The organism is Arthrobacter sp. WCS2018Hpa-7, from assembly GCF_031843805.1.
Taxonomy (GTDB): Bacteria; Actinomycetota; Actinomycetes; order Actinomycetales; family Micrococcaceae; genus Arthrobacter.
On sequence record NZ_JAVTJB010000010.1, the window covers coordinates 1 to 25718 of the forward strand.

Genomic DNA, 25718 nt, shown 5'->3' on the forward strand with positions numbered 1-25718 from the left:
AGGCGTGGGGGTTGGTTGTGGGGCCTGCTCTGCGCGTTTCGCGGGCCCTGAGCCGTGCAAAGCGGGCCCCGCAAGGCGTGGGGGTTGGTTGTGGGGCCTGCTCTGCGCGTTTCGCGGGCCCTGAGCCGCGCAAAGCGGGCCCCGCAACGGCACCGTGACCTGCCCCGATGCAAGGCTTCGCGCCGATCACTGCTAAGCTGGGAACACTTGATGTGCGGTGACGCCCTAAAGCAGGTGGCCTGAAAGGCTGCGCGGCGGGGCATTTTTCATGTGAGAGGCACATCCTGCGTCGATGAACGCGTTCTATTTGGTCCCGGCACCGCTGTTGTAGCGAACCGGTAGATCACCTGACTTTTCCTCGGCGAACCCCTGGCCCAACCGGCGTCGGGGGCCGATGTCCGCAACTGGACACCGCCCGAAAGACATGAAGTTTATGACTACTTTTGCTGCCCTTGGCACGCCCAAGCCCATTGCTGAGTCTCTTGCCGCAGATGGCATCGAAGAGGCATTCCCCATCCAGGTGAAGACCCTCCCGGATACGCTCGCAGGTCGCGACGTTCTGGGCCGTGGCCGCACCGGTTCCGGCAAGACCATCGCTTTCGCCATCCCGCTCGTGGCCCGCTTGGCCGAGCGCGAAGCAAAGCACTTCCGCAAGCCGGGCCGCCCCATGGGCCTCGTCCTTGCACCGACGCGTGAACTGGCAACCCAGATCAACGCCACCATCGAGCCGCTGGCCAAGGCCATGGGCCTGAACACCACGGTCATCTACGGCGGCATCTCCCAGGCCCGCCAGGAAAAGGCGCTGCGCGCCGGCGTCGACATCGTCATCGCCTGCCCGGGCCGCCTCGAAGACCTGATCCGCCAGCGCATCCTGACCCTCGAAGCCGTTGAGGTCACCGTGCTGGACGAGGCAGACCACATGGCCGACCTCGGCTTCCTCCCGGTTGTCAAGAAGCTCATGGACATGACCCCTACCCAGGGTCAGCGCCTGCTCTTCTCCGCGACGCTGGACAACGGTGTTGACAAGCTGGTCAACCGTTACCTGTCCAACCCGCTTACGCACTCTGTGGACGATCCCCAGGCCGCTGTCACCACCATGGAACACCACGTCCTGGTGGTCAACGACCAGACCGTCAAGAAGCAGCTCATCGTTGAACTGGCCTCCGGCGCCGGCCGCCGCGTCCTCTTCATGCGGACCAAGCACCACGCCCGCAAGCTTGCCAAGACCCTCACGGACGCAGGCATCCCCGCCGTCGACCTTCACGGCAACCTGTCGCAGAACGCCCGCGACCGTAACCTTGCCGAGTTCTCCAACGGTGACGTCCGCGTCCTGGTGGCCACCGACGTCGCAGCCCGCGGCGTACACGTTGACGACGTCGAACTCGTCATCCACGTGGACCCGCCCACAGAGCACAAGGCGTACCTGCACCGCTCAGGCCGTACGGCCCGCGCCGGTTCCGATGGCACCGTGGTCACCCTGACGCTCCCCGAGCAGCAGAGCGACGTCAAGAAGCTCATGAAGGCTGCCGGCGTCGACGTCAACTTCGAGCGCGTCACGGCCAACTCCCCGTTGGTTGCCGAGCTCGTGGGCGACATCGCGGACAAGGTTGACCCCCGCACCCGTGCAGCACTCCTCGCAGCGAAAGCCCCGCAGGGTGGCGGCACGTCCACCGGCGCCAACGCCCAGCGCAAGCGCGCACGTCGTTCCACCCAGGCTGCACCCACCGCGGGTGGCCGTGGCGGTCGCGGCGGACGCGGCAAGGTTGGCGCTGAGCCGGTTCGTACGGACACCAACCGCGCGGATCGCCGTGCAGCAGCGAACGACGACGTCGCCCGCAGCTCACGCGGTCGCGGCAAGGCAGCTTCCACTCACCGCAACGACGTTCCCGGCTCGCAGGGCCAGAACGGCCGCAGCGGTCGTCCGGCTACCGGTCAGCGCTCAGCTTCGGCTCCGCGCACGGCGTCCACCACGAGCACCCGCACCGGTGGAAACAAGGCCGTATGGTCTTCCGCCACGGGCGCTACGTCCGGTGGATCCTACGGTTCGGGTGCCTCCGGCAACTCCGGTCGCGGTGGCTCCGGCGCAGGTCGTCCGGCCCGGAGCGGCCCTCGTCGTGCATCGGCTCCCGCGTCCAACGAGCGTCGCGGCCGCTAACCTCCCGTTGTGAGGCCCGCTCTGCGCGCTATCCGGAAGGAATGGAGCGCAGAGCAGGCCCCGCAAGACCAGGTCTCAACGTTGTGAGGCCCGCTCTGCGCGCTATTCCTGAGGTTTAGCGTGCAGAGCAGGCCCCGCAAGTTACCAGCCTCGGGCGCGCCACTCTTCAAGGTGTGGCCGCTCGGCGCCGAGCGTCGTGGGCAGTCCATGGCCAGGGTGCACCAGGGTTTCGTCCGGATAGGCGTCGAACAGTCGTTCCGACACGTCGTTCAACAGTGAAGTGAAGCGTGCAGGATCCTTCTGTGTGTTGCCGACGCCTCCCGGAAACAGCGAGTCCCCACTGAAAATGTGGGCCGGACCGTCTGGATCCTGATACACGAAAGCAATCGAGCCCGGGGTATGTCCACGCAAGTGAACCGCCGTGATCTCGATGTCGTCAAACCGCTCAACGTCGCCCTGACCAAGCCGGACATCCACCGGAACCGGCAACGCATCGGCGTCGTCCGCTCCTGCGGAAGTGCTTGCGCCGGTAGCGGCGACCAGTTCCGGCAGAGCCCGGACGTGGTCCCAGTGCTGGTGGGTGGTGGCGATCCGGACCAGTTTCGGCTTCGTGGCCGTGTCCGCGGCACTGTCCTCGAGAAGCTGCTCAATGGCCGGAAGGTCGTCGGCGGCGTCGATCAACAGCTGCGCGCCCGTGGACTTCGAAGTCAACAGGTACACGTTGTTGTTCATCTCGCTGACGGAGATGCTGCGAATGGTGACGTCACGCAATGAGTGAATAAGCGAATCCATCGTGTCAGTCTATGCAGTTGCCGGGTTGGCTTCGCGGCCCTGCGACACCCAGTTGGGGTCGGCAGATCGTGAACCCACGACGGCGGCCGCGGCCTGGTCGAACACCTCAAGTTGTGCTGTCCCCAGTTGCAGGGACAGTGCCCCCAGGTTCTCGTCGATCCGGTGCGTTTTGCGCGTGCCGGGGATGGGAACCACGGAAATCCCAAGGCGCTGACCTTGGGCGAACAGCCAAGCCAGGGCTACCTGGGCCGGAGTTGCATCCAGCCCGCTGGCTACCTCGCGAACCGCGGCCACCACGGCCTGGTTCGCATCCAGTGCCTCGTCACCAAAACGGGGGATCTTGTGGCGGAAATCGTTCTCGCCCAAATCGCCCGCGCTGACGGTTCCCGTCAGGAAACCACGGCCCAGCGGCGAATACGGCACGAATCCCACGCCAAGTTCCTTGGCTGCAGGAACAACGTTGAGCTCCACATCCCTGCTCCAGATTGACCATTCACTCTGGACCGCGGCAATGGGATGGACAGCGTTGGCTTGCCTGAGCTCCTCGGCTGTCACTTCCGACAGCCCGAGGTGCCGGACCTTGCCCTCACGGACCAGCTCCGCCATAGCCTCCACGGTTTCCACTATCGGAACGCGGAGGTCCCGGCGGTGCAGGTAGTAGAGGTCAATCACATCAGTGTCCAGGCGGCGGAGGCTCGCTTCCGCCGCTTGCCTGATGTAGGGCGCATCCCCGCGGACTCCCGTGTACCCGTCCGCGGGGTTGCCCTCAATTCCGAATTTCGTGGCCACCTGGATTTCGTCGCGGCGCTCCTTTAGGAGCCTGCCCACGAGTTCCTCGTTGCTGCCCGCACCGTACACGTCTGCGGTGTCGATGAACGTGATGCCTGCGTCCACCGCATGCCTCAGTGTTTGCAGGCCTTCTTCAGGATCGATTCCGCCGTAGACCGGGGTCAGTGCCATTCCGCCGAAACCGAGGGGGCTGACCTTGAGGCCGTCGCCGAGCTGAACTGCAGTCATCAACTTCTCCAATGCGCATAGGTGTTCCAGAGGCCCTTTGTTGGCGTGAACTCTGTGGCCGCGGCGGGTATTCCTGCTGGGCCCCCGACTTGGAGAAAGTCTGCGGTGTTGCCCTGCCCGATTCGATGGCTTGCTGCGCATTCGATGGTAGGAGACGTCTAATGCGCAGCGAGCCGTCGAAATGGGCCAGCGCCCACCGCGGAGTGTTCGCTACTCGGCTTTGGCCACAGGCTTATCGGCAGGCAAGGCCTTCAGCCCGGCAGCACAGCCCACGATTCCCGCGATGAAGAGCAGCTTCAGCGGGCTTGCGGACTCAACGCCCGTGATCATGGCCCAGCCAACGGTCAGTGCTGCGCCGATGCCAACCCACACCGCGTAGGCAGTGCCCAGCGGGATTCGTTTGACCGCGATGCCCAGTCCGAGCATGCTCAACACCGCTGTAATAGTGAAGACCACGGTTGGCGTGAGCTGGGTGAAGCCGTTCGAGAGGCCCAAAGCAGTGGCCCAGACGGCTTCGAGCAGTGCTGAAGCCAAGAGGATGATCCAGAAGATTCCGTTGCCGGAGTTCTTGGTTTTGTCAGTGTTGGCTGTGTTCGCAGTCATGGCTACGCCACCACCTTCAGGCCGACCACACACGCGCCGATGCCGGCGAGCAGGAGCAGCCGGGCCGTCGTCGCACGTTCAACCTTGGTGACCATCGCGTACGTTGCGGTCAGTACGACACCGACGCCAACCCACACTGCATAAGCCGTGCCTGTGGGGATGGACTGCATCGCGATGGCGAGTCCGGCCATGCTGGCAACAACGGACACCAGGAAGACGACAGTGGGAACGGGTTTACGGAAGCCCTTGGACCGGTGGAGCGCTGCGGCCCAGACGGCCTCGAGTGCTCCGGAAAGAATGAGAATTATCCACGACATGACATTTCCTTTGGCCAGTCTTGTCGCATTCCGGGTACTGAACCGTCGTCCGGAGGTTCCAGAGCGGAACCTTCATTTCAGGCTAGCAACTCCCGTGCGGGGTGGCCACTTCTGGTGGTTAACGTCACCACCTCAGGCGTGGGCCTCCACATGGTCGATCGAGATGACAGCAATGAATCCGCGGCCCGAGATTTCCGGGCTTTGGGTATCGGAGCCGACTACGGCGTCGTACCGTGACAGCTCGATAGGTTCGGCCGCGCTGGGTGCCGGGGCTTCGCCGTCGGACTCTTCCTCCACAGCAGCGCCGGGCGCAACAGTGGCCTTACCTTCCAGCAGGATGGCAAGCTGGCCTTCGAAGACCGGGTGCGCACGTTTCTTGGAGATCTCCACAATGGACGTGTAACCCTTGAAGGCTCCCGCACGGGCGATGACGTTCAGATCCCGGACGTCCCCTGTCGGAAGAGTGGCCCCCGACGCAGCCTCGCCCGAGAAACGGAACGGACGGTACTTCTCGAGCGGGTGCTCGGATCCGTCTACCGTGAGCAGCAGCAATTCGCCCTCAACGATGGTGATCACGCGCTCCATGCCCGGGAAGACGGAGAAATCTCCGGCTTTGGAGACGTCGGCGATGCTGACGCGCCAATCCCATGCCCCATCCTGGGCTGATGCGGCCTTCGGATGGCTGGCGAGTTCACGCGTCACCCCGCCCCCGTTGCGCCACGGTTCGGGATGGATGTCGGCAAAGCGGATGATCTCCATCCAACCAGCCTAGTGGTGGACCCCGCTTCTGCGATGGCAATGCGGCTTGCTAACGTCATATGTGGAAAACGTTGCGAGTTTGGCTGGAGGAGCGGGAATGTTCGTCAAAGTGTGCGGCTTGAGCACGCCGGAATCCGTCCGTGAAGCCGTAGACGCCGGTGCCGACGCCGTTGGGTTCGTGCTCACCGCCAGCCCTCGCGAAGTCAGCCCGGATCAGGTGCGCATTTTGCTCCCGCTGGTTCCGGAAGGTGTTGATGCAGTGGGCGTGTTCCGGCACGAGTCTGCGGCTGACGCCGTTGCCACGGCCCGGGCCGCGGGTCTGGAATGGGTCCAACTCCACGGTCACCGGACTGCCGACGACGTCAAGACAGTGCACGACGCCGGTATGCGGCTCATCCGCGCTGTCACCATGGGTGCCTCACAGGACGAGTTCGCTGATCTGGGCGAGGAGGTGTTCCTGGTTGACGCCGCGGTGCCGGGGTCGGGGGAGGCCTGGGACTACGCATCGGTCCGTGCCAAGGGGCTCGACGGCCGCGAGTGGCTGCTCGCCGGTGGACTTGAATCCGGCAACGTAGCCTTCGCAGCAACTGCGGCCGGCGCGTGGGGTGTGGACGTGTCCTCCGGTGTCGAGTCATCCCGCGGCGTGAAGGACCTGGCCAAGATCCGCGCGTTCGTCGAAGCCGCGAAAGCCTGACGGTCTCTCACTTCCCGCGTGCTTGAACGGATCGTTCTCTCACTTCCCGCGACATTTCCGGTGGTGAGGTGAGAGAGGGCCGGAGTTGTCGGTGGCACCCTCTAGACTCGCTCCCAACAGAACGAATCATACGGAGACCAGGAGCCAAGCAATGAGCACGGAACACTTCACCCTGGCCATGAGCCGTGAGTTTGACGCGCCTCGCGATAAGGTTTTCGACGCCTGGATGGAGCCGGACAAGCTTGCTCAGTGGTTCGGACCCGTGGAGGTGGAGGCTCCCCGGGAGAAAATCATCGTTGAGCCGCGGGTGGGCGGCATCTGGCAGGTGGTCATGGTGTGGTCGGACGAGAATGGCGAGCAGGAAGCCCCCATTGAGGCCGTGATTACGGAGCTGGAAACCCCGGCTCTGCTGGTCGCTAAAGCCAAAGCTGCCCCGGACGCCGATCACGAGTTCGAGGAGATGCGCCTGGAATTCGAAGACCTCAACGGGCGTACCCGCATGAACGTCACACAGGGACCGTTCGAATCCCAGGAGTGGGTGGACATGACCCGCGACGGTTGGGGCACCTCGTTCGACAAGCTGGACGAACTGCTGGCCTGAGCCGCGCAGAAACACATCCACAGGTCAGGGAAGAATCAGGGCAGACCCCTAGGCTTTTTGTCAGGCCCACAGGGGAGAATAAGAACTATGAAAACGCTCCTTAACATCATCTGGCTTGTCTTCGGTGGGTTCTGGCTGGCCTTGGGTTACTTCGCGGCGGGCATCATTTGCTGCGTACTCATCGTGACCATCCCGTGGGGCATCGCTTCGTTCCGGATCGGTGCTTACTGCCTGTGGCCTTTCGGCCAAATGGTGGTGGAGAAGCCGGGCGGTGCCGGGGTGTTCGCGCTCCTCGGTAACGTGATCTGGCTGCTCGTTGCGGGCATCTGGATCGCGATCGGTCACGTGGTGACCGCCGTGGCCATGGCCATCACCATCATCGGCATCCCGCTGGCCATCGCCAACCTGAAGCTCATCCCGGTGTCCCTGATGCCGCTGGGCAAGCAGATTGTCCCCACCAACCAGCCGTTCGTCAGCACCTACCGCTAGGAAGCACCTACCGCTGAGCAGCGGCACCCTTAGTTAGCCGCCACGGCACCGGTGTGCAGATCGAAACTGAACCGCCGCACCAAACGCACGGTCCCGCCGTCGGCCTCTATGGTGAACGCGACTTCCAAGACGCCCTGCTCCAAGTCCGCATCCGTGATGGTGTAAGTCGGCGTGAAGTACAAGACGTCCTCGCCCGCCGGAAGGTCCGCGGGCGGGAAGTCGCCAAGGTTGTTGTGCGGACCGCGGAGCACGACGCCGGTCATCGGCTCGGTGCCGCTGTTGCGGACCCGCCCTGTGAAAGCGAGGATGTCGCCGGTCTTGTAACCGGGAATGATCGGGCCGTAATTGAGGTCCTGGGCTTCCCGGGTGCCGAGGACCTGGTTTCCGGCGTAGCCTTGGCCGATTTCCTTCCACGTCTGCACGTCCCATTGGCCATCACTGGTGGACGGAACCACATGGAAGTCGCCGGAGTTCTGCCATTCGGCCGGCCTGCCAGGGGTGATGGACCGCAGTTCCATGTCGAAGACCAGGCAGCCGGGTTCCAAAGTACCCGGAACTGCGCGTGGACCAGCGGAAAGCTGGTCCGTCAACTGATGCGCTGGGATGGAAGCAAACACGATCTCCCGATACCCCTGCCGTTCATAGAGAACCCCAATGTTCCCGTCGGGCAGCCTCGTGACGGTGGAGTAAGCCGAACTTCCCGGGCACACCATCAGTTTGGCGGGCCAGCTCGCGCCGTTATTGGGGGAGAGACTGAGAACGGTGTTCCGGCGTAGATGTGGATCCTGGTTGTTGCTGGCCAGCAGCCACTGGGACGTGCCCGGCGTGGTAAGGGAATCATCACCTGGCAGGCCGTCGAAACGGGTCAGGGAGCCGTTATCGCTGGGATCCGGTAAATCCGCGACAGGCTGAAGCGGACTCCACGAAAGGCCGCCGTCTTCTGAAACGGAAGACAGACGGCACGGGGTTGCCCGGGAATGCAGCAGGAGCCGGCCGTCGTCAAGGCAGACCACCTTGTTTTCGTTGGGCCCCATTCCGGAGGGGCCGGCATCAACCAAACCACCCAGAGTCCAGGTCTCGCCGTGGTCGTCGCTGAACGCAGACGCAGCCATGATCGTGCCGTCGACAAGAACCACATATTGCTGCACCAAACGGCCCTTGAAAGGACCGGTGTGCATCTGGATCCCTTGGCCGGCGGCGGCGAACAGTCCAGTGATGGCACCGTGCTTGAGCTGTGCGGTGAGCCGGCGGTGCTGCCAGGTTCCGCCGTCGTCGTCCGAATAGCTGAGGTCCGCGTGCTGGATGTCGTCGTCCGGCTCCAAACCGGCGACGGCTTCGAAGAAACCGGCGTGGGTTCCTGCGGCGTGGAACATGAAGATTCTTCCTGTGTCAGCGTCCACCAGCAGGCTGGGATCGCCGTATCCCTGCAGCCCCGAGCCCGTGCGGACTACCTGCTGCGTGCCCCAGGTGACTCCGTTGTCGTAGCTGCGGCGCAGGAGGAGATCGATGGGATTGGGGAGGTCGTCCAAGTTGGGCCGGCCGTCGTAGGCGGCCAACACGGTGCCCCGCGTGCTGACGGCGAGGGCAGGGATGCGGTACTGACGGTATCCGCCGACGCCCCGGACAGCCAGGACATGCTCAACGTCGGGTAAAGCCAGCGGGAGCTCAGGTCGGGAGGATTCCAAGAGGTAGGAGGTCACACCTCTATGCTAGCTCGGAGCCGCAACCCCCTATAACCTTGGCGGGTGACCAACACCGTTCAATCCAGCACATGGCGCGCATCAGCTTCGGTGCGTTTGGGGCGATCGTTTTGCCACTGGTCTTCATCGCCGTAGCGGCCGTAGGTCGATGGACCATTGAAGCTTCACTGCGTGCGTCAACCATCGCCCTGATCACTGCCTTGGTCCTGATCGGCTAACTGGCCGTACGAAGGGTGAAGATTGGCCTGGTGGAAGAAACTCATTGCGTTGGGTGCCGAGTTCTTGCTGGGTCTGGCGGTTGTCGGCCTCGAACTCCTCGCGCACGGCTGAAGAGCCGAACCGCAGAGACCCACTAAACCGGTCGAAATGCCCCGTCGCGCATCAAAGCCACAACTGAACTCCCGTCCAATTCCGCCGCGATGCTCACATCCTCAGCAAAACCGGCATCGACCAGTTCCCGCCCACTGGAACAGCCGCGCAGAACAGCCGCAAGCCGGGGTTCTGCGGCATCGAACGCCGCAGCAGCCGACTCCGTTTCGGGAGAAAAGCTGCGACGTCCCGCGGCTGCAAGTCCGGCAATGAAGGCGCCCCCTCCGAGCTGATCCTCCAAAGCCGGCCGCAGCGCACCATCGGTCCACCTTTCACCCGCCGCGATCACGGCGATGACGGCCTCGGCAGGCAACGTGGCATGGACCCAGTCGGCTGTGGCGGCCGCGTTCCTGAGTGACACAGCCACCACCTGCCGTGCTGATGCCGCAAGTTCGTGGCTTATCGACGAACCGTTGGGGGACGGCAGCACCACGCGGTCCAGCATGTGCGCCTTGCGAAGGCTGGACGGCGACAAGCTCAAGCCCTCAGCGTCCCTCGGCCCTGCGAGCAACGCCTCATGGTGTGCGGCGAACTCACTCGCCGCCGCATCCCGCCAAGGGTAGGGAAACACCACCGCCCCGCGGTCCACCGCAACACTCACGCACGTGGTGAATGACAGGACGTCAACCACCACCGCAAGGTCGGCTCCGGGCACTACCGCGCGGGCGCCGTCGAGGCCCCATTCGAAGCGGACGGCGTACGGAAGTTGCCGCTGCGGCGCGCCAGGTTCGCTGACGGAACCCCTCACGCGAGTTCTGCCGAGAGGTTGCGGCGCGCGGCGTCGAGCCACAACTCTTTGGCGCGTTCGCCGTGGAACAGCGGGTCAAGTCCCAAAAGGTGACGGACGACGGCGGCGCGCTCCTTCGCGAAGTCGGCGTCGCTGACGTGGGCGTAGTCTTCGCGGACGGCCGCCAGATAGCGTGCATAGGCTTGCTCGTCGCCTCCGAGGACGGAGAGATCGGCGTCGCAGAGGAGGGCCCCGGCATGGTCTCCGGGCTTGGGTGAGTGGGAGGACGTGAGCCGGACCAACCGCCCCACCTCGGCCACATCGGTAGGGGAGAGCCCCGCGGCCGTCAGCCGGTCCTCGGCCAGCAGGGCCGAGTCTTCCTCATCCTGGCCGGCCACACCTTCGTAAACAGCGTCGTGAAACCACGCCGCCAAAGAAACGGTCCGTGCAGGCAAGGCCGGTTCGGTCAGAATGTCCAGGGCCTCAAGAACTGCCAGGAGGTGGGTGCGGCTGTGATACTTCCTGCCGTCTTCGCCCCACCGTTCCAGAAGCTCAAGGCCCAGTTCCTCGTGGCCGGGGAAGATGCTGTTCCATCGCTCCATCAGGGGGACCGTCAATGCTTTGCTCCGTTCCCGCGCGGGGATGCGCAGCCCGCTGGCAATGAGTTTACGGACCAGGATCCGGGCCTCAACGGGAATCGCGCCGGCGAGGACCAGGTCGTCGTACCGACGTTCGGGAACGTCGTAGTGGTCTCCGTCGAAGGCCCTTTCCGGAACTCCGGCGGCGGCCGCGAAGGCATGAAGCTCATCCAGCGATGAATCCGATACCAAATGCGAAAAAACGGTACCGTGCGCTGGCCACAAGGGCGGATCAATGTAGACGGCCATTGCCAAAGTGTAATCCCAAGCGTTCCTTCCCAGTTGCCGGCCGTCGGGACGTCTACCGCCGTGCTGCCGCCCCGGAAATCCGGGCTTCACTGCCCGTACTGTTCACGGCAACTGGGAAGGAGCCTACGGATATCTCAGCGCTCGGCGGGCAGGATGTTCTGGTTGCCGCGGAATACGTTGTCCGGATCGAACTCACCTTTCACCCGGGACAGCCGCCGGTAATTCTGTTCGCCGTAGGCCGCCATGATGCGGTCCTGGCCTTCGTCGCCGATGAAGTTCAGCCACACTCCGCCCGTGGTGTGGGGAGCGATGTCTTGCCTGAATTGCTTCACCCACGCCTTGGCCTCTTGACCGCCCTCCCGCGTTTCGGACAGGCCGAACGGGTGGCTGACCCAAGCTGCGCCGCGATGTTGCAGCGGCGTGTTTGCCGCAGCGGGCCCAGCCACTGCTCCGCCCCAACGTGCCACCAACTGCTGTGAATTCGGTCCCGGAAGTCGTTGGGCAGAGTCCACCAGAACATCCAGGGCGTCGTCAGAGAGCTCGTTGTGGTAGTCGGCACTCCAGTAGTTGTAGAGATCCGGAGGATCATCGATCATGCACTGGAAGCCTGCGTAACCCATGGGCGCCACCAGGTCCACACTCGGACCGAGCTCCTTGAATGGGTTGGCGTGTTCCTCGCCTGCCTCGACATCGCCGGCATAGATATAGGCCATGCCGACGGCGAGTTTGCCCACCATGTCCTCCGGGACGAACTCTTCCGCTGGAGCGGTGAGGTACACGAGTGCAGTCCCTACGGCGTCGGGCGCGTCCAGGGCGAGCTGACGGTAGGCCCGCGAGAGATCCGTGGCATCCTCACCGGGAAACAACATAAGCCCAGCCATCACAGTGGGTCCGAGGTCATGCAGTTTGAACGTTAGGGACGTTGCCACACCGAAGTTCCCGCCACCACCATGGAGTGCCCAGAACAGCTCGGGATTCTCTCCGGGAGAAGCGGTCACCCGATCTCCGGAAGCTGTCACAAGGTCCACGGAAAGAAGGTTGTCGCACGCGAAGCCGTAGGACCGCTCCAGCCATCCCGAGCCTCCGCCCAACGTGAATCCGGAGACGCCCGTGGTGGACGCGCGGCCCCCGGTAACGGCCAGGCCGTACTGCTGGGTTGCGCGGTCGAACTCGCCCCACGTGAGTCCGGCACCCGCTGTGGCGGTCTTTGCCTCCGTGTTGACGCTGATGGACTTCATCGGGCGGACATCGACCACCAATCCGTCGTCGTTGGTAGACATGCCCGCCACCGAATGTCCGCCCGATCGCACCGCGACGTCCAGATTGTGGTTATGCGCGTATCTGAGTGCCTCAGCAACCTCGCCGGGATCAGAACATTTGGCGATCACGGCCGGCCTGCGGTCGATCATCGCGTTGAAGAGTTTCCGGGCCTCGTCATAGGTGGGGTTGTCCGGTCGAATCCATTCCATGGGACGCTCCTTCGCGCCTAAGACTCTCTCCCTAGAACAGGGTACGGCGGCGGGTCCTTTGGGGCTAGAGCACAACGGCGCACGACGACGGCGGCGCACCACTTCGCGCCGCGCGCACCAGTGCTTACGGGTGCGTCGCGCGCGTACGGGTGCGCCCGTCACGCCGAAAGGGCGCGCCGGGCGCGTGAGGGTGCGTATCAACCGCCATGCCAGCGCGCCGGCTAACCCAAGAGGGCCGCTGCCCGCGCTGAGGCATCCCTGCGGATTTGCTTCACTGCGGCCACTTCGGTCTGCAACTCCTTCATCCGCGTGGTCAGGTATTTATCCAGGACGGTGGTGAGCTTGGCATCGAAGTTGGTGTCCGCGCGGCAGGTGGCATCGGTGACGGCGATCTTGAGCTCCTTCTGGCCTCCAGCGTCCAATCCGGCGGAAGCGGCCTCATCGGGGAGGCTGTAAGGGAAGGCTGTGGTGGACATGCATTTTTTCCAAGCGTCCACCGCACTATGGATGTCGGCGTCCGCAGCCGCAGCGTTCGTGGCAACCAATAGCGAGTTGAACGCCAAGCCGGTGGCCCGCATGTAGTCGTTGGCATTGCCGTAGATGGCTGTAATGCCTTCGGCCGTGCACCCTCCCCAATGCATGCCTGTCCCTTCCGAAGACTGGACCACATTTTGCTCCGAGGGCCCGCCGCCGTTCAATGCCGTCTGGAAGGCAGGATCGGCAAAAAGCCTTCCCAGTTCGGAATTCGTGGCAGGCTCACCGGGACCCTGGGGCTTCAACGAGGCGTAGCCGGAAGCGCGGGCAGTTTCAACGGTGAGCGTTGTGAAACCGATGTGGTGTTTCAAATCCACTGGCTGCTGTCCTGATGGGGCGGGAGTGTAGTCATAGCCGGCTTTGGCCATGCACAGCCGGATGGCTTCCGCCACGCCTCTGTGTGTCGTCGCATCCTCGGACGCAAACTGCTCAGCGGCAGCGGTGATGCCGGAGACAGGATGGTCGGCCGGCTTGGTCAGCATGGAGGAAACTCCAGGTGTGGCAGCGGCGGCCAACGTGGCGGCTGCACCTGCGGCAAGAATCATTGCCCCAATGGTCTTCTTCTTCAATGTTCTCCTTCGCGACGAAATATCGTCTGCTTTTTGGCAATGCGGTGGCCGGACCCGGTAGTCCCGGGGCGTTAGGTAAGTCAGGTAGAACTAGCCGAGCAGCCTGTTCTGATAGGCAAATGCCACCAGCTGTATACGGTTCTTGAGAGTGAGCTTGGAAAGAATGCTGCCGATGTGGGTCTTGACGGTGGCATCACTGAGCACCAGCGATGCCGCGATCTCCCCGTTGGCCAGGCCCTTGGCCGCCAGCATGAACACATCGCGCTCGCGGGCGGACAACGGCTCCAGTACGGACGAATTGGCGGCCGAAGGGGTGGTGTAGTCGCGAAGCAGTTCATTCGTCACCGATGGTGCCATGACTGCGTGGCCCGAGTGCACAGTCCGGATGGCTGCCAGCAGGAATTCCGGTGTTGCATCCTTGGTGAGGAAACCGCCGGCACCGGCTTGAATCGCCCGGACCACTGCCTCATCGTGCTGGATGGTGGTGAGGACTATGACTTTGGTCTGGCCCGTGCTGTCCGTGATCCGGCGGGTGGCGGTAATCCCGTCCATCACTGGCATCCGGATATCCATCAGCATGACGTCCGGCCCGACTTCCGCGGCGAGGGCAACGGCCTGCTCGCCGTCCGTTGCCTCTCCCACCAGGTCCAGGTCCGGCTGGCTGCGAAGGATCATCTTCAGGCCGGCGCTGAAGAGAGGCTGGTCGTCCACCAGTGCCACACGGATCTTTGTCCTACTCATGGCAGGATCGCCTCCACTTCGAAGAATTGGCCGTTGGTGACCGTTGAGAGGTGGCCGCCTGCCGCCGTCGCGCGTTCACGCATGCCGGGTATGCCGCGGCCCGTTCCCGACGGCGGTAGTTCCGTTCCGCCGTCGGCCAGCCTTGAGCGGATGGTCAGACGCAGGCCGGTGCCGTCGCGATGCGCCGTCACAGTGGCGCCCGCGCTGCGGTCTCCGTGCTTGAAGGCATTTGTGAGGCTCTCCTGCACGATCCTGTACACGGTGAGATCCTCCACGGGCGAGAGCCCTTTCAGGCCGCAGGTGTGAAGTTCCACGGGCATGCCGCTGCTGCGGAGCCGTTCGGCGAGGGCTGGGAGGTCCGCTGTGCCGGGAGCAGGGCCGTCGAGCTCAGAACCGAAGCTCTGGACGAGCCGCCGGGTTTCCTGCAGCGCGCCCCTGGCCGACGATGCAATGATGCCGGCCGCTTCCTCCACTGATTCCGGCTCGGTCCGGTGGACGTAGCGGATACCTTCGGCCTGCGCAGTGATCACGGCCAACGAGTGTGCAAGGACGTCATGCAATTCCCGGGCGATCCTGTTGCGCTCTTGCTCAACGACCAACGCGCCGGCCGTCGATTCGAGGCGCGATTCAGCTTGCTCTTTGGCCTGCCGGTTGACGGCAGCCTGCCGAACAGTGGTTGCTGCCGCCCACCCCGCAAGGTTGAGGGCGGTGAAGGAAGCAAAAACCAGGAAGGCATACAACGCGATCCGGAAAGTTCCTGCTTCAGCGAGTTGTTTGCCGAACACAAAATTGATCCAGCTGGTGTCAGCGAACCAGTTCACTGCCACCATCCCCGCGGCGGCGACAGCGGCGACGGGGAGCGGCCACCGTTGCGGTTCCTTCCAGCCCAGGGTTGCGAAGAAGACGAGAACGGGGAGCATGACGAACTGTGTCGCGCCGGTCATCATCACGCTCGGGAAGACTCCGAACGCCTGGAGCCCCAAGGCTGCGAACGCGAAGATGAAGGCCGGAACCGGTATTAATTCCGCGGCGGCCACCGCTGCCGTCAGCGCAAACAGGACGGCGCTCGCAGAATCGAAGCCGTGCTCGTCGAGAATCATCAGCGACACGAGCATGGCAGCGGCAACGATTGGTGCGGCTGCGGGGCGGAGGGCTTGGATGCTCGTGGACATGTCCTCAACACTAGGGTGCCCGGACATGGCGTCGGCGCCGTTTCGGCGGGTTTCACCCGTGAGGCGGAGTAAGTTCGTCCGAGGTGCTGAGGTTGCGTACGACGGCGGCGCACCACTTCGCGCCTAACGCACCAGCGCCTAAGGTTGCGTCGGGCGGCAAAGGTAGCGCCCGTCACGCCGAAAGGGTGCGCCCGGCGGGAAGGGGTGCGCCGCGGCCCTAAGCAGTCATATTACGTTTGCGTTGAAAAGACGGCACCCAACCCGCAAATACGGAACTACACTCATTCCATGCCGCAAATACGAATCTCCGAGGCCGCCCGCTTCCTCGGTGTCAGCGACGACACCGTGAGGCGCTGGACGGAAAACGGAACGCTGACCGCCCAGAAGGACCCGGCCGGACGCCTCGCAGTGGACGGGCTTGAACTCGCAACGCTTGCCCGCGAGCAATCCCACCTTCCCGATGATCCCTCCCGGACAGGAAGCTCGGCCCGGAACCGGTTCGTCGGCTTGGTCACGGGGATTACCGCGGACAAGGTCATGGCGCAAGTAGAGCTCCAATGCGGTCCTTTCCGGGTGGTGTCACTCATGAGCAGTGAAGCCGTAACCGAGCTCGGCCTGGAGCTTGGTTCGGTGGCCACCGCCGTGGTCAAGGCCACCACAGTCATCATCGAAACCCCTCAGGGAAAGAGCATCATATGAGCATCACCCGTATGCCGTTCACAGCGTTGTTGGTTGCGGGAGCCTTGGTCGCAAGCCTGGCAGGCTGCGCCGACGGCACCACTGAACCTGCTACCAGCGGCAGTGCCACGTCGGGGCAGCTATCAGGGGAGATCACCGTCTTCGCCGCAGCTTCCCTGAAAACGACCTTCACGCAATTGGCCGAGGACTTCGAAGCCAAGAACCCGGGCACCAAGGTGAATCTGAGCTTCGCCGGCTCCTCCGACCTGGTCACCCAGATCACCCAAGGCGCCCCCGCTGACGTGTTCGCCTCAGCCGACACCAAGAACATGGCCAAGCTTGCCGATGCCAAACTCGTGGATGGTACGGCGACCGACTTCGCCACCAACGTCCTGGAGATTGCCGTCCCACCCAGCAATCCGGCGTCGATCTCTTCCTTTGCCGACTTGGTCAAACCTGGAGTCAAAGTGGTCACCTGCGCGAGTCAGGTGCCGTGCGGGGCAGCAACGGACGCCGTCGAGAAGGCAACCGGAACCACCCTGAGCCCGGTCAGCGAGGAATCGTCCGTGACCGATGTCCTGGGTAAGGTGACCTCCCAGGAAGCCGACGCGGGCCTGGTCTATGTCACCGACGTCAAGGGAGCCGGCGACAAGGTCAGGGGCATCCCCTTTCCGGAATCAGACCAAGCCGTCAACACCTACCCCATAGCCACAGTGGGTACCAGCAAGAACAAGGAGTTGGCGGCGGCATTCATTGCCATGGTCGCCGGCGACGACGGCAAGAAGATCCTGAACGACGCCGGCTTCGGCACGCCGTAGCGGACCGGGAACGCTGATGAGACGAGACACCTCCGGGTACAACGGCATCCCGCGGTGGATCTATGCCGTGGCCGCTGTCGGAGGATTGCTGGTGGTCCTGCCGTTGGTGGCAATGCTGGCCAAGGTCAACTGGCCGCAGTTCATCCCACTCATCACCTCGGAGTCCTCGCTCGCAGCACTGAGCCTGAGCCTGCGGACCTCGGCTGCCAGCACCGTGCTCTGTGTCGTGCTGGGTGTTCCTTTGGCGTTGGTGCTGGCGCGCGGCCACTTTCCAGGCCAGCGGCTGCTGAGGGCGTTTGTCCTCTTGCCGCTGGTGCTTCCGCCCGTCGTCGGGGGCATCGCGCTGCTGTACACGTTTGGGCGGCAGGGCCTGCTGGGGAAATCCCTGGAGGTGGCCGGCATCCAGATTGCATTTTCCACTACCGCGGTGGTCCTGGCTCAGACCTTTGTGGCACTACCGTTCCTGGTGGTCAGTCTGGAGGGGGCGCTGAGATCGGCCGGAAACAAGTACGAAGCCGTCGCAGCGACACTCGGCGCGCGACCCACCACGGTCATCCGTCGTGTCACGCTGCCACTTGTCCTGCCGGGGCTCGCATCCGGTGCCGTGTTGTCCTTCGCTCGCAGCCTCGGAGAATTTGGAGCTACCCTGACGTTCGCCGGAAGCCTGGAGGGGGTGACCCGGACGTTGCCGTTGGAGATCTATCTGCAGCGCGAGACCGACGCCGATGCCGCCGTCGCGCTGTCCTTGGTTCTGGTGGCCGTGGCGGTTGCTGTGGTGGGGCTAAGCTACGGCCGCCGGCAGAGCATTCAGCGCGTGGAGGTCCAATCGTGAGCTTCGAACTGCAGGCCAGTCTAGGTGCCAGGAATTTCGACATGTCCTTCAGGCTCGGCGACGGCGAGACCGTTGCCATCCTGGGTCCGAACGGTGCGGGAAAATCGACGTTGCTGGGTGTGATCGCCGGGCTGCTGCGACCGGACTCCGGAGCGGCAAAAATGGGCACAGCCAAAAACGGTGACCGTCAGTTGTTCAACCTCGACGGCGGCACTCACTTCTGGAGCCCCCCGCACCTTCGTGGGACTGCGCTGCTCGCCCAGGAAGCGCTCTTGTTTCCCCACCTGAACGCGTTGGACAACGTGGCGTTCGGACCGCGCAGTGCGGGGGCTTCGAAGGCGGACGCGCGGGAAACTGCCCGGCACTGGCTGGCGGAGGTTGATGCCTCGCCCCTGGCCGACAGGAAGCCCGCCCAATTGTCCGGCGGGCAGGCCCAACGGGTTGCGGTGGCCCGCGCCTTGGCAGCCGAACCGGAGCTCCTCCTTCTTGACGAGCCCATGGCCGCGCTGGATATCCACGCGGCTCCCTTGCTGCGCCGCGTGCTTAAAAGGGTGCTCCAGGACCGCAAAGCCATTATCGTCACGCACGACGTCCTGGACGCCTACATGCTTGCCGATCGCGTCATCGTGGTGGAAAACGGAAGGATCGCCGAGGAAGGCCCTACGCGCCGAGTCCTTGAAAGGCCCAGAAGCCACTTCGCAGCCGGCCTGGCAGGGCTTAACCTCGTTGCCGGCACCCTCAGCGAGGACAGAATTACGACGCCGGATGGCCGGGTTTTCGCCGGCCAGCACGATCCCGGCTGGTCACCCCAGCCCGGCCAGGCAGGCGTGGCAGCGTTCCCGCCGTCGAGCGTTTCCGTTTTCCCCGTTGAGGTGCACGGCAGCCCGCGCAATTCCTTTCCCGTGGTCATCACGGACCTTGAACCACACGGCGACCAGATCAGGGTGCGCGCAAGCCTGGGGCACGCTGCGCAGGTCCTTTCCGCCGACATCACCCCGGCCGCCTCTGCCGATCTGGGCCTGGTGCCCGGCCTGGAGGTGAGGTTCGTGGTCAAGTCCGCGCTGGTCTCGCTGTACCCGGCCTGACATTCAGTCCCGGTACATCCGCTCGGCGTAGGACGGTCCGTAGTAGGACTCCAGCTCCTCGAGCGGCGTTTCCGGCTGGGTGTAGGCCTTGGATAGGGCCGCGATACTGGGCAGGCCATCCGGTTCCCAGGTTTCCGGCTGCCACAAGCCGCTGCGCATGAAGGCTTTACCGCAGTGCGTGAAGACTTCGTCAATGGTGACCACAATGGCCGCGCGCGGCCGATGTCCCTTGACGACCATGTGATCGAAGAAATCGGCATCCCGGACAATCTGGGCCGTCCCGTTGATCCGCAAGGTGTCCGTCCGGCCCGGGACCACGGACAGGATGCCGACATTGGGGTTCTCCAGAATGTTGTGGAAACCGAAGACAAGCTTGTTTCCGGGCCGTTCCGGGATGGCAATGGTGTGGTGGTCCAGGACGTGGATGAATCCTGCAGGGTCCCCTTTGGGAGAGGCGTCCACGCGACCCTGGGCGTCGGTGGTGGACACCACGCAGAAGGGGCTCGCGGCCAGCCACTGGCGATCGAACCCGCTGAGTGACGTACGCACCTTCTTTCGCACGCGTTCAAGGGGCAGGCCTATGAGTTCTTCGAGTTCGTCCGCGCTTGAAATGGTGTCCATGGCCCCAGCCTACGGGTGCGGGAGCTACCGGTTATTCACATAGCCGTGGTTTTATCTGGACACTGGTTTCGCCGTGGGCAAACATGGAACACAGTGGGCAGGAAATCAAAGTTGAGCGTAGTAGACTCAACTTTGAAAGCATCGGATCCACTCCAGAAAGGGAGCACTCTTTGGACGTCAAATTCACCACCAAAAGCCAGGAGGCCCTTTCTGCGGCCGCCATGAATGCCTCGACCGCCGGCAATCCGCAGCTGGAGCCAGCGCACCTTTTGAAGGCGCTGATGGACCAGCGTGAGGGTGTTGCGGTGGCCCTGCTGCGGGCCACCGGTGCCGACCCCGATGCCGTGAGCGTGCAAGCCAGCTCGGCCATCAAAGCGTTGCCGTCGTCCTCGGGCAGTTCTGTCCAGCAGGCGCAGTTGTCGCGCCAATCCATGCAGGCCATCCAGGCTGCCCAGAATGAGGCCGACAAACTCGGTGACTCCTTCGTCTCCACAGAGCATCTGTTGTTGGGCCTCTCGGCCGGAAGCGACGCCGTCGGAAAGTTAATGCGCGACGCCGGTGCCTCCCATGAGGCGCTGCTTGCCGCCTTGCCGGGTGTCCGGGGAGACAGGAACGTCAACTCGCCGGACCCGGAGAACACCTTCCAGGCGCTGGAGAAATTCGGTACCGACCTTACTGCCGTGGCGCGCTCCGGCAAGCTGGACCCGGTCATTGGGCGCGACAGCGAGATCCGCCGTGTTGTCCAAGTCCTGAGCCGCCGCACCAAAAACAACCCCGTCCTCATCGGTGAGCCCGGCGTTGGTAAGACAGCCGTCGTTGAGGGCCTGGCCCAGCGCATGGTGGCCGGTGACGTTCCGGAAAGCCTGCGCGGCAAGACGCTCATCGCCCTGGACCTCGCCTCCATGGTGGCCGGCGCAAAGTATCGCGGCGAATTCGAGGAGCGCCTGAAGGCTGTCCTTGAAGAGATCAAGAACTCCAACGGCCAGATCGTCACGTTCATCGACGAAATCCACACGGTAGTGGGTGCCGGCGCTACTGGCGAGAGCGCCATGGATGCAGGCAACATGCTCAAACCCATGCTGGCCCGGGGCGAGCTGCGCCTCATCGGCGCCACCACCTTGGACGAATACCGCGAAAACATTGAGAAGGACCCCGCATTGGAGCGCCGCTTCCAACAGGTCTACGTGGGCGAGCCCAGCGTGGAGGACACCATCGGTATCCTCCGCGGCCTGAAGGAGCGTTACGAGGCGCACCACAAAGTAGCCATCGCCGACTCGGCGTTGGTGGCCGCAGCGACGCTGTCCAACCGCTATATCTCCGGACGCCAACTCCCGGACAAGGCCATCGACCTCGTGGATGAGGCCGCGTCCCGGCTGCGCATGGAAATCGATTCCGCGCCGGAGGAGATCGACCAGCTCCGCCGCGCCGTCGACCGTTTGACCATGGAGGAGCTGGCCCTGCAAGGCGAGACCGATCCCGCATCGGTGGAACGGCTGGCTGCCCTCCGCGCGGACAAAGCCGACAAGAATGAGGAACTCAGCGCCTTGAATGCGCGCTGGGAAGCTGAGAAAGCCGGGCTCAACCGCGTGGGTGATCTCAAGGCGAAAATCGACGAACTGCGTTCCGCGGCGGACAAGTCCCAGCGCGAAGGCGACCTCGAATCGGCGTCGCGGATCCTCTACGGCGAACTGCCCGCTCTGGAACGCGAGCTGAGCGCCGCTGCCGAGGAGGAGTCGGCCCGGAGCGAGTCAAAGCCCGAGCTGATGGTTGCTGAAGACGTGACCGCTGACGATATCGCCGAGGTGATCTCCGCCTGGACGGGGATCCCGGCCGGCCGCATGCTGCAAGGCGAGTCGCAGAAGCTGCTCCACATGGAAGAGGAGCTTGGCAAACGCCTGATCGGACAGAGCAAGGCTGTGCAGGCTGTGTCCGATGCTGTGCGCCGCGCCCGCGCCGGCATCAGCGACCCCAATCGGCCCACGGGTTCGTTCCTGTTCCTTGGCCCCACCGGTGTGGGTAAGACGGAGCTGGCCAAGGCCCTCGCGGACTTCCTCTTTGACGACGAACGCGCCATGATCCGGATCGACATGTCCGAGTACAGCGAGAAGCACTCCGTAGCCCGTCTGGTGGGTGCCCCTCCCGGATACGTCGGCTATGAGGAGGGCGGCCAGCTGACCGAGGCTGTGCGGCGCCGGCCGTATTCCGTGGTGTTGCTGGACGAGGTGGAGAAGGCACACCCGGAGGTCTTTGACATCCTCCTGCAGGTCCTCGACGACGGCCGCCTCACCGACGGTCAGGGCCGCACCGTGGACTTCCGCAACACCATCCTGGTGCTGACGTCCAACTCCGGAAGCCAGTTCCTGGTAGACCCCACCATGGACGCCAAGGCCAAGCGCGAGGCAGTCATGGCTGTGGTGCAGGCATCGTTCAAGCCGGAGTTCCTGAACCGCCTGGACGAGATCGTGCTCTTCGATCCGCTCTCCGTGGAGGAACTTGCCCGGATCGTGGAGCTCCACGTGGCCGAGCTCAGCAACCGACTCCGGGATCGCCGTCTGAGCCTGGAAGTTTCGGACGGAGCGCGTGCATGGTTGGCCATGTCCGGGTTCGACCCCGCCTATGGTGCCCGGCCCCTTCGCAGGCTCGTCCAACGGGAGATCGGCGACCGCCTCGCCAAGGAGATCCTCGCCGGCGAAATCAGCGACGGAGACACCGTGCTGGTGGACACCGCAGCCGACCTGGACGAGCTCACCGTTGAGGGCTTCGAGGCACTGACCGGGCCCGACGGCGGCGCTCCCGTAGGAACGGGCCTCACGGTACGTAGGAAGTAGCCCGCCGGAAATGGGGCCGGGCGGAAGTGGCCCCGCCGGAAGTAAGGCTGGGCAGAAGTAGCCCGAAGCTGCCAGCCGCGGGCTACTTCTGCAGGAGGTCTTCCTTGATGGTGTTGCCTGAGTCCACCACGATGAAGCAATCGACGCGACGGTCGCCCCGATCCCAACTGGTGGTGCTCGGGTAGACGTTCTGCTGCAGCAGTACGTAGTTATCGGCGGCCTCGTTGAGCTTGGCCACCGCGGCCTTGCACACCTCGCGACCCTTGTCCCGCAGGGCGTTGGTCCCGGGGAAGGAATCGTCGCCCGGGTACGCGTGCACTCCAATGAGCTGGGCCGAGTGTTCGGTATCGCAGGCTACGGCGCGTGCCTCGCTGGCATTGGGATCAAAGTCGGCGAAGCAGTCGCCCACCTGGAAGTCCTTGGAGTTGGCGTCACGGGGGAGTGGACCCGGGGTAGCCGTGGCGCTCGGAGTGGTGACAGCGGCTTCGGGGCGGGTTCCCAACAGATTCAGCAGTACCCAGATGACCACGCCAATAAGTACGAGTACGCCCACTACGATCCCACCGATGACCAAGCGTTGCCTCTTGACGGGATCTCCGTGGGGTTCCGGAGGTGACTCTTGCCCTGGATACGGCTGTTGCTCCTGATCCGGCTGTTGCCCGGGATAAGGCTGCTGGCCCGGATACGGCATGGCGTAGGAAGGCGCCTGCCCACCGGTGGGCGGCATCGCGGGATCCGGCTGCGAACCTGGGTCCGCTACGAAGTCGGGGTCCAGTTCCGGCGCGGGATCCGGCTGAAGTCCAGACGGCGGCGTCAACGGGGCTGCGGGTGGCTGCTCACCAACTGCAGCAGGCTGCTCGCCCGGAGCCCTATGCAGATCCCCACCAGAGGGCCTGGGCGGCTGCTCACCAGTGGCGGGCGGGGGGTTTTTGGGCGCGGGCGGCACCCCATCCTTGTCCTCTTCGCGTGGTGAACCATCGCGTGGGGGAGTGTTGTCCTGGCTCATTTCCGGGGTGTGCCTTCCTGCTGTGACGCCGCATTGAGGCAGACTCTACCCAATTTTTGGCCCCCGGGGAGGTGTTTGGCCGTGGTTTTGGCCGGAGCCGCCATCGACGCGGGCCCGTGGTGGCACGCAGGCACCCCTGAAAGCATGTAATCTAGACATACGACAAATTGACCAAACATTCCGGGGCCTCACCGATAGCCAAGGTGACCACCTCCGGTCCAAGTACAAAAGGGGGTCACGCCATGGGGCGCGGCCGTCAAAAGGCAAAAGCTACCAAGCAGGCTCGGGATATTAAGTACTACTCCCCGAACACTGACTATTCGGCACTTGAGCGGGAGCTCACGGGTCCGTCCAGTCGTGTCAAGAGCCACTTCCCCGAAGATCCCCCGGAGCCGGACTATTCGGCTTATGAGGATAAGTACGCGGAAGACGACGACGACGAGGTTGACACCCGCCGGATCGGATAGCTGTCGCAACCAACAGGTGCCGTAGGCACTGAGTTGTGGACCGCCGTCGTACTTCAAGGTCAACGCGCATTTTCGGATGCCGTATATCTTTTGAAAAGGGCCCACAGGGCACGTCATTCATTGGCGTACCCTGAGGGCCCTTTTTTGCGTAGGCTGGAGGTTCGAGCGCATCGAAAGGAACGCCATGCCGGAGGCTGACAGCTACAAACAGGGAACACCATGTTGGGTGGATCTCTCCTCCACCGACATTGACGTTTCCAGGAAGTTTTACAGCGACCTCTTCGGATGGGAGCTGGATGCCATGGACGCCGGGAACGGCATGACCTACTACATGGCCAAGCTCAAGGGCCGCTACATTGCCGGAATGATGCAGCAGATGCCCGATGCTCCTGAAGGGATGCCGTCCTACTGGGCAAACTACCTGGCTGTGGACTCTGCTGGCGAAGCGGCCCACCGCGTGGAAGCTGCTGGAGGAACCCTACTTTCCCCTCCTGACTCGGTCCCCAACGGTTCAGGACGTATGTTCTTCGCCACAGATCCCACCGGAGCCCAGATCGGGTTCTGGGAGGCAGGCAACCACCCGGGATCAGGCTTGATCAATGAACCGGGGACCATGATTTGGAATGAGCTGCAAACAAATGACGTCCCCAAGGCCGTAGCGTTCTACGAGGCTGTGACAGGGTGCACCAGCGAAACTGAACCGGCAGGTGACCTGCAGGAGTACACAAGCCTGCTGGTCGAGGGGAAACGAGTTGCGGGTGCCCTGAAGCTGCCCATCGAGGGTTTGTCGCCGTTCTGGATGACCTACTTCAACGTGGTGGATATCGATGCCACTGTGGAGCAGGCGGTTGAGTTGGGCAGCCACGTCATCGCCCCCGCCTTCGACGTGCCGGGAGTGGGTCGCATGGCTGTCCTCATGGATCCTGCCGGGGCAGCGTTCAGCATCATGACGGGCCTCGCAGCATGACGGCACGGAAGCACTACGCCAGCGGGGAGCCGTGCTGGGCTGACCTCCAGACCAGGGATGTGGCCGCGGCCAAGGATTTCTATCAGCAGGTGTTCGGATGGAATTTCAAGGACCTGCCCACTCCTGACGGCCGAAGCTACGCGCAAGCCTTCGTCAAGGATCAGCTGGTGGCCGTGATCGCACCGCAGAACCCCATGCAGGAGGCGGCCGGAACGCATGGCCAGTGGAACATCTATATCGCTGCCACGGACACTGACGAAATTGCCGACGACGCCGTTCACGCCGGCGGAAAGCTCCTGTTTGGTCCCGAAGCAGTTGCGGACACGGGGGTCTTGGCGTTCATCGAACCTCCCGGCGGCGGAACCACGGGTATCTGGCAGGCTGGAACGCACCTGGGAAGCCACCTGTACAACGAGCCCGGCGCATTGGCGTGGGCTGAACTGTCGACGCCCGAGCCGCAGTCCGCCGTCGCGTTTTTTCAGCAGCTTTTCGGTCACGAGGTCACCGAGTATCCGCAGGACGACGGCGGCAGCTACAGCACGCTGATGGTCAAGGGCGACGAGGTGGCTGGCATCGTTCCTGCCGATGAGGGGGATGAGGCCAGCTGGCAGGTCTACTTCGGTGTGGCGGACCTGCGTCAAGCCGTGGAAGCGGCAGTCGCAGCCGGGGGAGAGCTCCTCGTGGAGCCGGAGGACAAGCCCGGGACGGGATCGCTGGCCACCATCCAGGATCCGCAAGGCGGAGTCCTGAGCCTGATCCAGACATAGAACCAGGCAACAAAAGAGCGGCCCGGCAGTCAAAGACTGCCCGGCCGCTCTCTT

At 63.8% G+C, this 25718-nt stretch carries 27 protein-coding genes and 1 riboswitch; of the genes, 13 read left to right on the forward strand and 14 right to left on the reverse strand.

The window, feature by feature from the left end:
* The first annotated feature begins 433 nt into the window (after positions 1-433).
* On the forward strand, positions 434-2155 hold the full coding sequence (locus tag RQH14_RS12315) for a DEAD/DEAH box helicase (RefSeq protein WP_311213510.1): 1722 nt from the start codon (positions 434-436) through the stop codon (positions 2153-2155).
* Positions 2156-2296: 141 nt separating this feature from the next.
* Here the strand turns inward: RQH14_RS12315 and RQH14_RS12320 are convergent, their stop codons facing one another.
* From RQH14_RS12320 to RQH14_RS12340, 5 genes are all read right to left on the reverse strand, one after another.
* The gene (locus tag RQH14_RS12320) at positions 2297-2947 is read right to left on the reverse strand and encodes an MBL fold metallo-hydrolase (RefSeq protein ID WP_311213511.1); all 651 of its coding nucleotides are present in this window, start codon (positions 2945-2947) and stop codon (positions 2297-2299) included.
* Positions 2948-2956: 9 nt separating this feature from the next.
* On the reverse strand, positions 2957-3964 hold the full coding sequence (locus tag RQH14_RS12325; RefSeq protein ID WP_311213512.1) for an aldo/keto reductase: 1008 nt from the start codon (positions 3962-3964) through the stop codon (positions 2957-2959).
* 210 nt (positions 3965-4174) lie between these two features.
* Positions 4175-4567, reverse strand: a complete 393-nt coding sequence (locus RQH14_RS12330) for a multidrug efflux SMR transporter (RefSeq protein WP_311213513.1) — start codon at positions 4565-4567, stop codon at positions 4175-4177.
* Positions 4568-4569: 2 nt separating this feature from the next.
* The gene (locus RQH14_RS12335; RefSeq protein ID WP_089596307.1) at positions 4570-4884 is read right to left on the reverse strand and encodes a multidrug efflux SMR transporter; all 315 of its coding nucleotides are present in this window, start codon (positions 4882-4884) and stop codon (positions 4570-4572) included.
* 9 nt (positions 4885-4893) lie between these two features.
* A riboswitch (guanidine-III (ykkC-III) riboswitch) is annotated at positions 4894-4959 on the reverse strand.
* Between the two features lie 57 nt (positions 4960-5016).
* Positions 5017-5643, reverse strand: coding sequence for a HutD family protein (locus RQH14_RS12340; protein ID WP_311213514.1), 627 nt, complete (start codon positions 5641-5643; stop codon positions 5017-5019).
* 97 nt (positions 5644-5740) lie between these two features.
* Here RQH14_RS12340 and RQH14_RS12345 point away from each other — a divergent pair, with 97 nt between their 5' ends.
* The 3 genes from RQH14_RS12345 (at position 5741) to RQH14_RS12355 (ending at position 7427) form a co-directional block, all read left to right on the forward strand.
* Entirely contained in the window at positions 5741-6337 is a 597-nt protein-coding gene (locus RQH14_RS12345; protein WP_311213515.1) for a phosphoribosylanthranilate isomerase, read from the forward strand.
* 151 nt (positions 6338-6488) lie between these two features.
* Complete coding sequence (locus RQH14_RS12350) at positions 6489-6938, forward strand: SRPBCC domain-containing protein (protein WP_311213516.1); 450 nt, start codon at positions 6489-6491, stop codon at positions 6936-6938.
* Between the two features lie 87 nt (positions 6939-7025).
* Positions 7026-7427 carry a YccF domain-containing protein gene (locus RQH14_RS12355; RefSeq protein ID WP_091470118.1) on the forward strand — a complete coding sequence of 134 codons (402 nt, stop codon included), beginning with the start codon at positions 7026-7028 and terminating at the stop codon, positions 7425-7427.
* A 29-nt stretch (positions 7428-7456) separates the two neighbouring features.
* Here the strand turns inward: RQH14_RS12355 and RQH14_RS12360 are convergent, their stop codons facing one another.
* Entirely contained in the window at positions 7457-9127 is a 1671-nt protein-coding gene (locus RQH14_RS12360; protein WP_311213517.1) for a sialidase family protein, read from the reverse strand.
* Positions 9128-9198: 71 nt separating this feature from the next.
* On the opposite strand from RQH14_RS12360, the gene RQH14_RS12365 reads away from it, so the two are divergent.
* Positions 9199-9345, forward strand: coding sequence for a hypothetical protein (locus RQH14_RS12365; protein ID WP_311213518.1), 147 nt, complete (start codon positions 9199-9201; stop codon positions 9343-9345).
* A 134-nt stretch (positions 9346-9479) separates the two neighbouring features.
* Here RQH14_RS12365 and RQH14_RS12370 read toward each other — a convergent pair whose 3' ends face one another.
* The 6 genes from RQH14_RS12370 to RQH14_RS12395 form a co-directional block, all read right to left on the reverse strand.
* On the reverse strand, positions 9480-10244 hold the full coding sequence (locus RQH14_RS12370) for a 2-phosphosulfolactate phosphatase (protein ID WP_311213519.1): 765 nt from the start codon (positions 10242-10244) through the stop codon (positions 9480-9482).
* The gene (locus RQH14_RS12375; RefSeq protein WP_311213520.1) at positions 10241-11110 is read right to left on the reverse strand and encodes a DUF4031 domain-containing protein; all 870 of its coding nucleotides are present in this window, start codon (positions 11108-11110) and stop codon (positions 10241-10243) included. Before RQH14_RS12375 ends, RQH14_RS12370 begins: the two co-directional genes overlap by 4 nt.
* A gap of 134 nt (positions 11111-11244) precedes the next feature.
* Positions 11245-12579, reverse strand: coding sequence for an FAD-binding oxidoreductase (locus RQH14_RS12380; protein WP_311213521.1), 1335 nt, complete (start codon positions 12577-12579; stop codon positions 11245-11247).
* 221 nt (positions 12580-12800) lie between these two features.
* Positions 12801-13682 (reverse strand): hypothetical protein, encoded by an 882-nt coding sequence (locus RQH14_RS12385; protein WP_311213522.1) that lies wholly within the window; start codon positions 13680-13682, stop codon positions 12801-12803.
* 90 nt (positions 13683-13772) lie between these two features.
* Positions 13773-14423, reverse strand: a complete 651-nt coding sequence (locus RQH14_RS12390; RefSeq protein ID WP_311213523.1) for a response regulator transcription factor — start codon at positions 14421-14423, stop codon at positions 13773-13775.
* The gene (locus RQH14_RS12395; protein WP_311213524.1) at positions 14420-15595 is read right to left on the reverse strand and encodes a histidine kinase; all 1176 of its coding nucleotides are present in this window, start codon (positions 15593-15595) and stop codon (positions 14420-14422) included. The genes RQH14_RS12390 and RQH14_RS12395 overlap by 4 nt, the downstream gene beginning before the upstream one ends.
* Positions 15596-15883: 288 nt before the next feature.
* Here RQH14_RS12395 and RQH14_RS12400 point away from each other — a divergent pair, with 288 nt between their 5' ends.
* From RQH14_RS12400 to RQH14_RS12415, 4 genes are read left to right on the forward strand one after another with little or no spacing between them, the layout of a single operon-like run.
* Positions 15884-16294: a TOBE domain-containing protein gene (locus RQH14_RS12400; RefSeq protein ID WP_311213525.1), complete on the forward strand. Its 411-nt coding sequence runs from the start codon at positions 15884-15886 to the stop codon at positions 16292-16294.
* Entirely contained in the window at positions 16291-17091 is an 801-nt protein-coding gene (modA, locus tag RQH14_RS12405; protein WP_311213526.1) for a molybdate ABC transporter substrate-binding protein, read from the forward strand. Before RQH14_RS12400 ends, modA begins: the two co-directional genes overlap by 4 nt.
* 16 nt (positions 17092-17107) lie before the next feature.
* On the forward strand, positions 17108-17923 hold the full coding sequence (locus RQH14_RS12410) for an ABC transporter permease (RefSeq protein WP_311213527.1): 816 nt from the start codon (positions 17108-17110) through the stop codon (positions 17921-17923).
* Positions 17920-19008 (forward strand): ATP-binding cassette domain-containing protein, encoded by a 1089-nt coding sequence (locus tag RQH14_RS12415; RefSeq protein ID WP_311213528.1) that lies wholly within the window; start codon positions 17920-17922, stop codon positions 19006-19008. The genes RQH14_RS12410 and RQH14_RS12415 overlap by 4 nt, the downstream gene beginning before the upstream one ends.
* A 3-nt stretch (positions 19009-19011) precedes the next feature.
* On the opposite strand, the gene RQH14_RS12420 is transcribed toward RQH14_RS12415, so the two are convergent.
* Positions 19012-19629: a pyridoxamine 5'-phosphate oxidase family protein gene (locus RQH14_RS12420; RefSeq protein ID WP_311213529.1), complete on the reverse strand. Its 618-nt coding sequence runs from the start codon at positions 19627-19629 to the stop codon at positions 19012-19014.
* Between the two features lie 170 nt (positions 19630-19799).
* Here RQH14_RS12420 and clpB point away from each other — a divergent pair, with 170 nt between their 5' ends.
* Entirely contained in the window at positions 19800-22457 is a 2658-nt protein-coding gene (gene clpB / locus RQH14_RS12425) for an ATP-dependent chaperone ClpB (RefSeq protein ID WP_311213530.1), read from the forward strand.
* Positions 22458-22539: 82 nt separating this feature from the next.
* Here the strand turns inward: clpB and RQH14_RS12430 are convergent, their stop codons facing one another.
* The gene (locus RQH14_RS12430) at positions 22540-23463 is read right to left on the reverse strand and encodes a septum formation family protein (protein ID WP_311213531.1); all 924 of its coding nucleotides are present in this window, start codon (positions 23461-23463) and stop codon (positions 22540-22542) included.
* Positions 23464-23705: 242 nt separating this feature from the next.
* On the opposite strand from RQH14_RS12430, the gene RQH14_RS12435 reads away from it, so the two are divergent.
* The 3 genes from RQH14_RS12435 (at position 23706) to RQH14_RS12445 (ending at position 25664) form a co-directional block, all read left to right on the forward strand.
* On the forward strand, positions 23706-23930 hold the full coding sequence (locus tag RQH14_RS12435; protein ID WP_024818182.1) for a DUF3073 domain-containing protein: 225 nt from the start codon (positions 23706-23708) through the stop codon (positions 23928-23930).
* A 184-nt stretch (positions 23931-24114) separates the two neighbouring features.
* A complete protein-coding gene (locus RQH14_RS12440) occupies positions 24115-24897 on the forward strand; it encodes a VOC family protein (RefSeq protein WP_311213532.1) in 783 nt (260 codons plus the stop codon).
* The gene (locus tag RQH14_RS12445) at positions 24894-25664 is read left to right on the forward strand and encodes a VOC family protein (protein ID WP_311213533.1); all 771 of its coding nucleotides are present in this window, start codon (positions 24894-24896) and stop codon (positions 25662-25664) included. The genes RQH14_RS12440 and RQH14_RS12445 overlap by 4 nt, the downstream gene beginning before the upstream one ends.
* Positions 25665-25718 lie beyond the last annotated feature (54 nt).

Bases quoted from the DNA above. Each gene is read 5' to 3' on its own strand.
- RQH14_RS12315 (WP_311213510.1), top strand. From the start codon at position 434: ATGACTACTTTTGCTGCCCTTGGCACGCCCAAGCCCATTGCTGAGTCT.
- RQH14_RS12320 (WP_311213511.1), bottom strand. From the start codon at position 2,947: ATGGATTCGCTTATTCACTCATTGCGTGACGTCACCATTCGCAGCATC.
- RQH14_RS12325 (WP_311213512.1), bottom strand. From the start codon at position 3,964: ATGACTGCAGTTCAGCTCGGCGACGGCCTCAAGGTCAGCCCCCTCGGT.
- RQH14_RS12330 (WP_311213513.1), bottom strand. From the start codon at position 4,567: ATGACTGCGAACACAGCCAACACTGACAAAACCAAGAACTCCGGCAAC.
- RQH14_RS12335 (WP_089596307.1), bottom strand. From the start codon at position 4,884: ATGTCGTGGATAATTCTCATTCTTTCCGGAGCACTCGAGGCCGTCTGG.
- RQH14_RS12340 (WP_311213514.1), bottom strand. From the start codon at position 5,643: ATGGAGATCATCCGCTTTGCCGACATCCATCCCGAACCGTGGCGCAAC.
- RQH14_RS12345 (WP_311213515.1), top strand. From the start codon at position 5,741: ATGTTCGTCAAAGTGTGCGGCTTGAGCACGCCGGAATCCGTCCGTGAA.
- RQH14_RS12350 (WP_311213516.1), top strand. From the start codon at position 6,489: ATGAGCACGGAACACTTCACCCTGGCCATGAGCCGTGAGTTTGACGCG.
- RQH14_RS12355 (WP_091470118.1), top strand. From the start codon at position 7,026: ATGAAAACGCTCCTTAACATCATCTGGCTTGTCTTCGGTGGGTTCTGG.
- RQH14_RS12365 (WP_311213518.1), top strand. From the start codon at position 9,199: ATGGCGCGCATCAGCTTCGGTGCGTTTGGGGCGATCGTTTTGCCACTG.
- RQH14_RS12375 (WP_311213520.1), bottom strand. From the start codon at position 11,110: ATGGCCGTCTACATTGATCCGCCCTTGTGGCCAGCGCACGGTACCGTT.
- RQH14_RS12380 (WP_311213521.1), bottom strand. From the start codon at position 12,579: ATGGAATGGATTCGACCGGACAACCCCACCTATGACGAGGCCCGGAAA.
- RQH14_RS12390 (WP_311213523.1), bottom strand. From the start codon at position 14,423: ATGAGTAGGACAAAGATCCGTGTGGCACTGGTGGACGACCAGCCTCTC.
- RQH14_RS12395 (WP_311213524.1), bottom strand. From the start codon at position 15,595: ATGTCCACGAGCATCCAAGCCCTCCGCCCCGCAGCCGCACCAATCGTT.
- RQH14_RS12400 (WP_311213525.1), top strand. From the start codon at position 15,884: ATGCCGCAAATACGAATCTCCGAGGCCGCCCGCTTCCTCGGTGTCAGC.
- modA (WP_311213526.1), top strand. From the start codon at position 16,291: ATGAGCATCACCCGTATGCCGTTCACAGCGTTGTTGGTTGCGGGAGCC.
- RQH14_RS12410 (WP_311213527.1), top strand. From the start codon at position 17,108: ATGAGACGAGACACCTCCGGGTACAACGGCATCCCGCGGTGGATCTAT.
- RQH14_RS12420 (WP_311213529.1), bottom strand. From the start codon at position 19,629: ATGGACACCATTTCAAGCGCGGACGAACTCGAAGAACTCATAGGCCTG.
- RQH14_RS12430 (WP_311213531.1), bottom strand. From the start codon at position 23,463: ATGAGCCAGGACAACACTCCCCCACGCGATGGTTCACCACGCGAAGAG.
- RQH14_RS12435 (WP_024818182.1), top strand. From the start codon at position 23,706: ATGGGGCGCGGCCGTCAAAAGGCAAAAGCTACCAAGCAGGCTCGGGAT.
- RQH14_RS12440 (WP_311213532.1), top strand. From the start codon at position 24,115: ATGCCGGAGGCTGACAGCTACAAACAGGGAACACCATGTTGGGTGGAT.
- RQH14_RS12445 (WP_311213533.1), top strand. From the start codon at position 24,894: ATGACGGCACGGAAGCACTACGCCAGCGGGGAGCCGTGCTGGGCTGAC.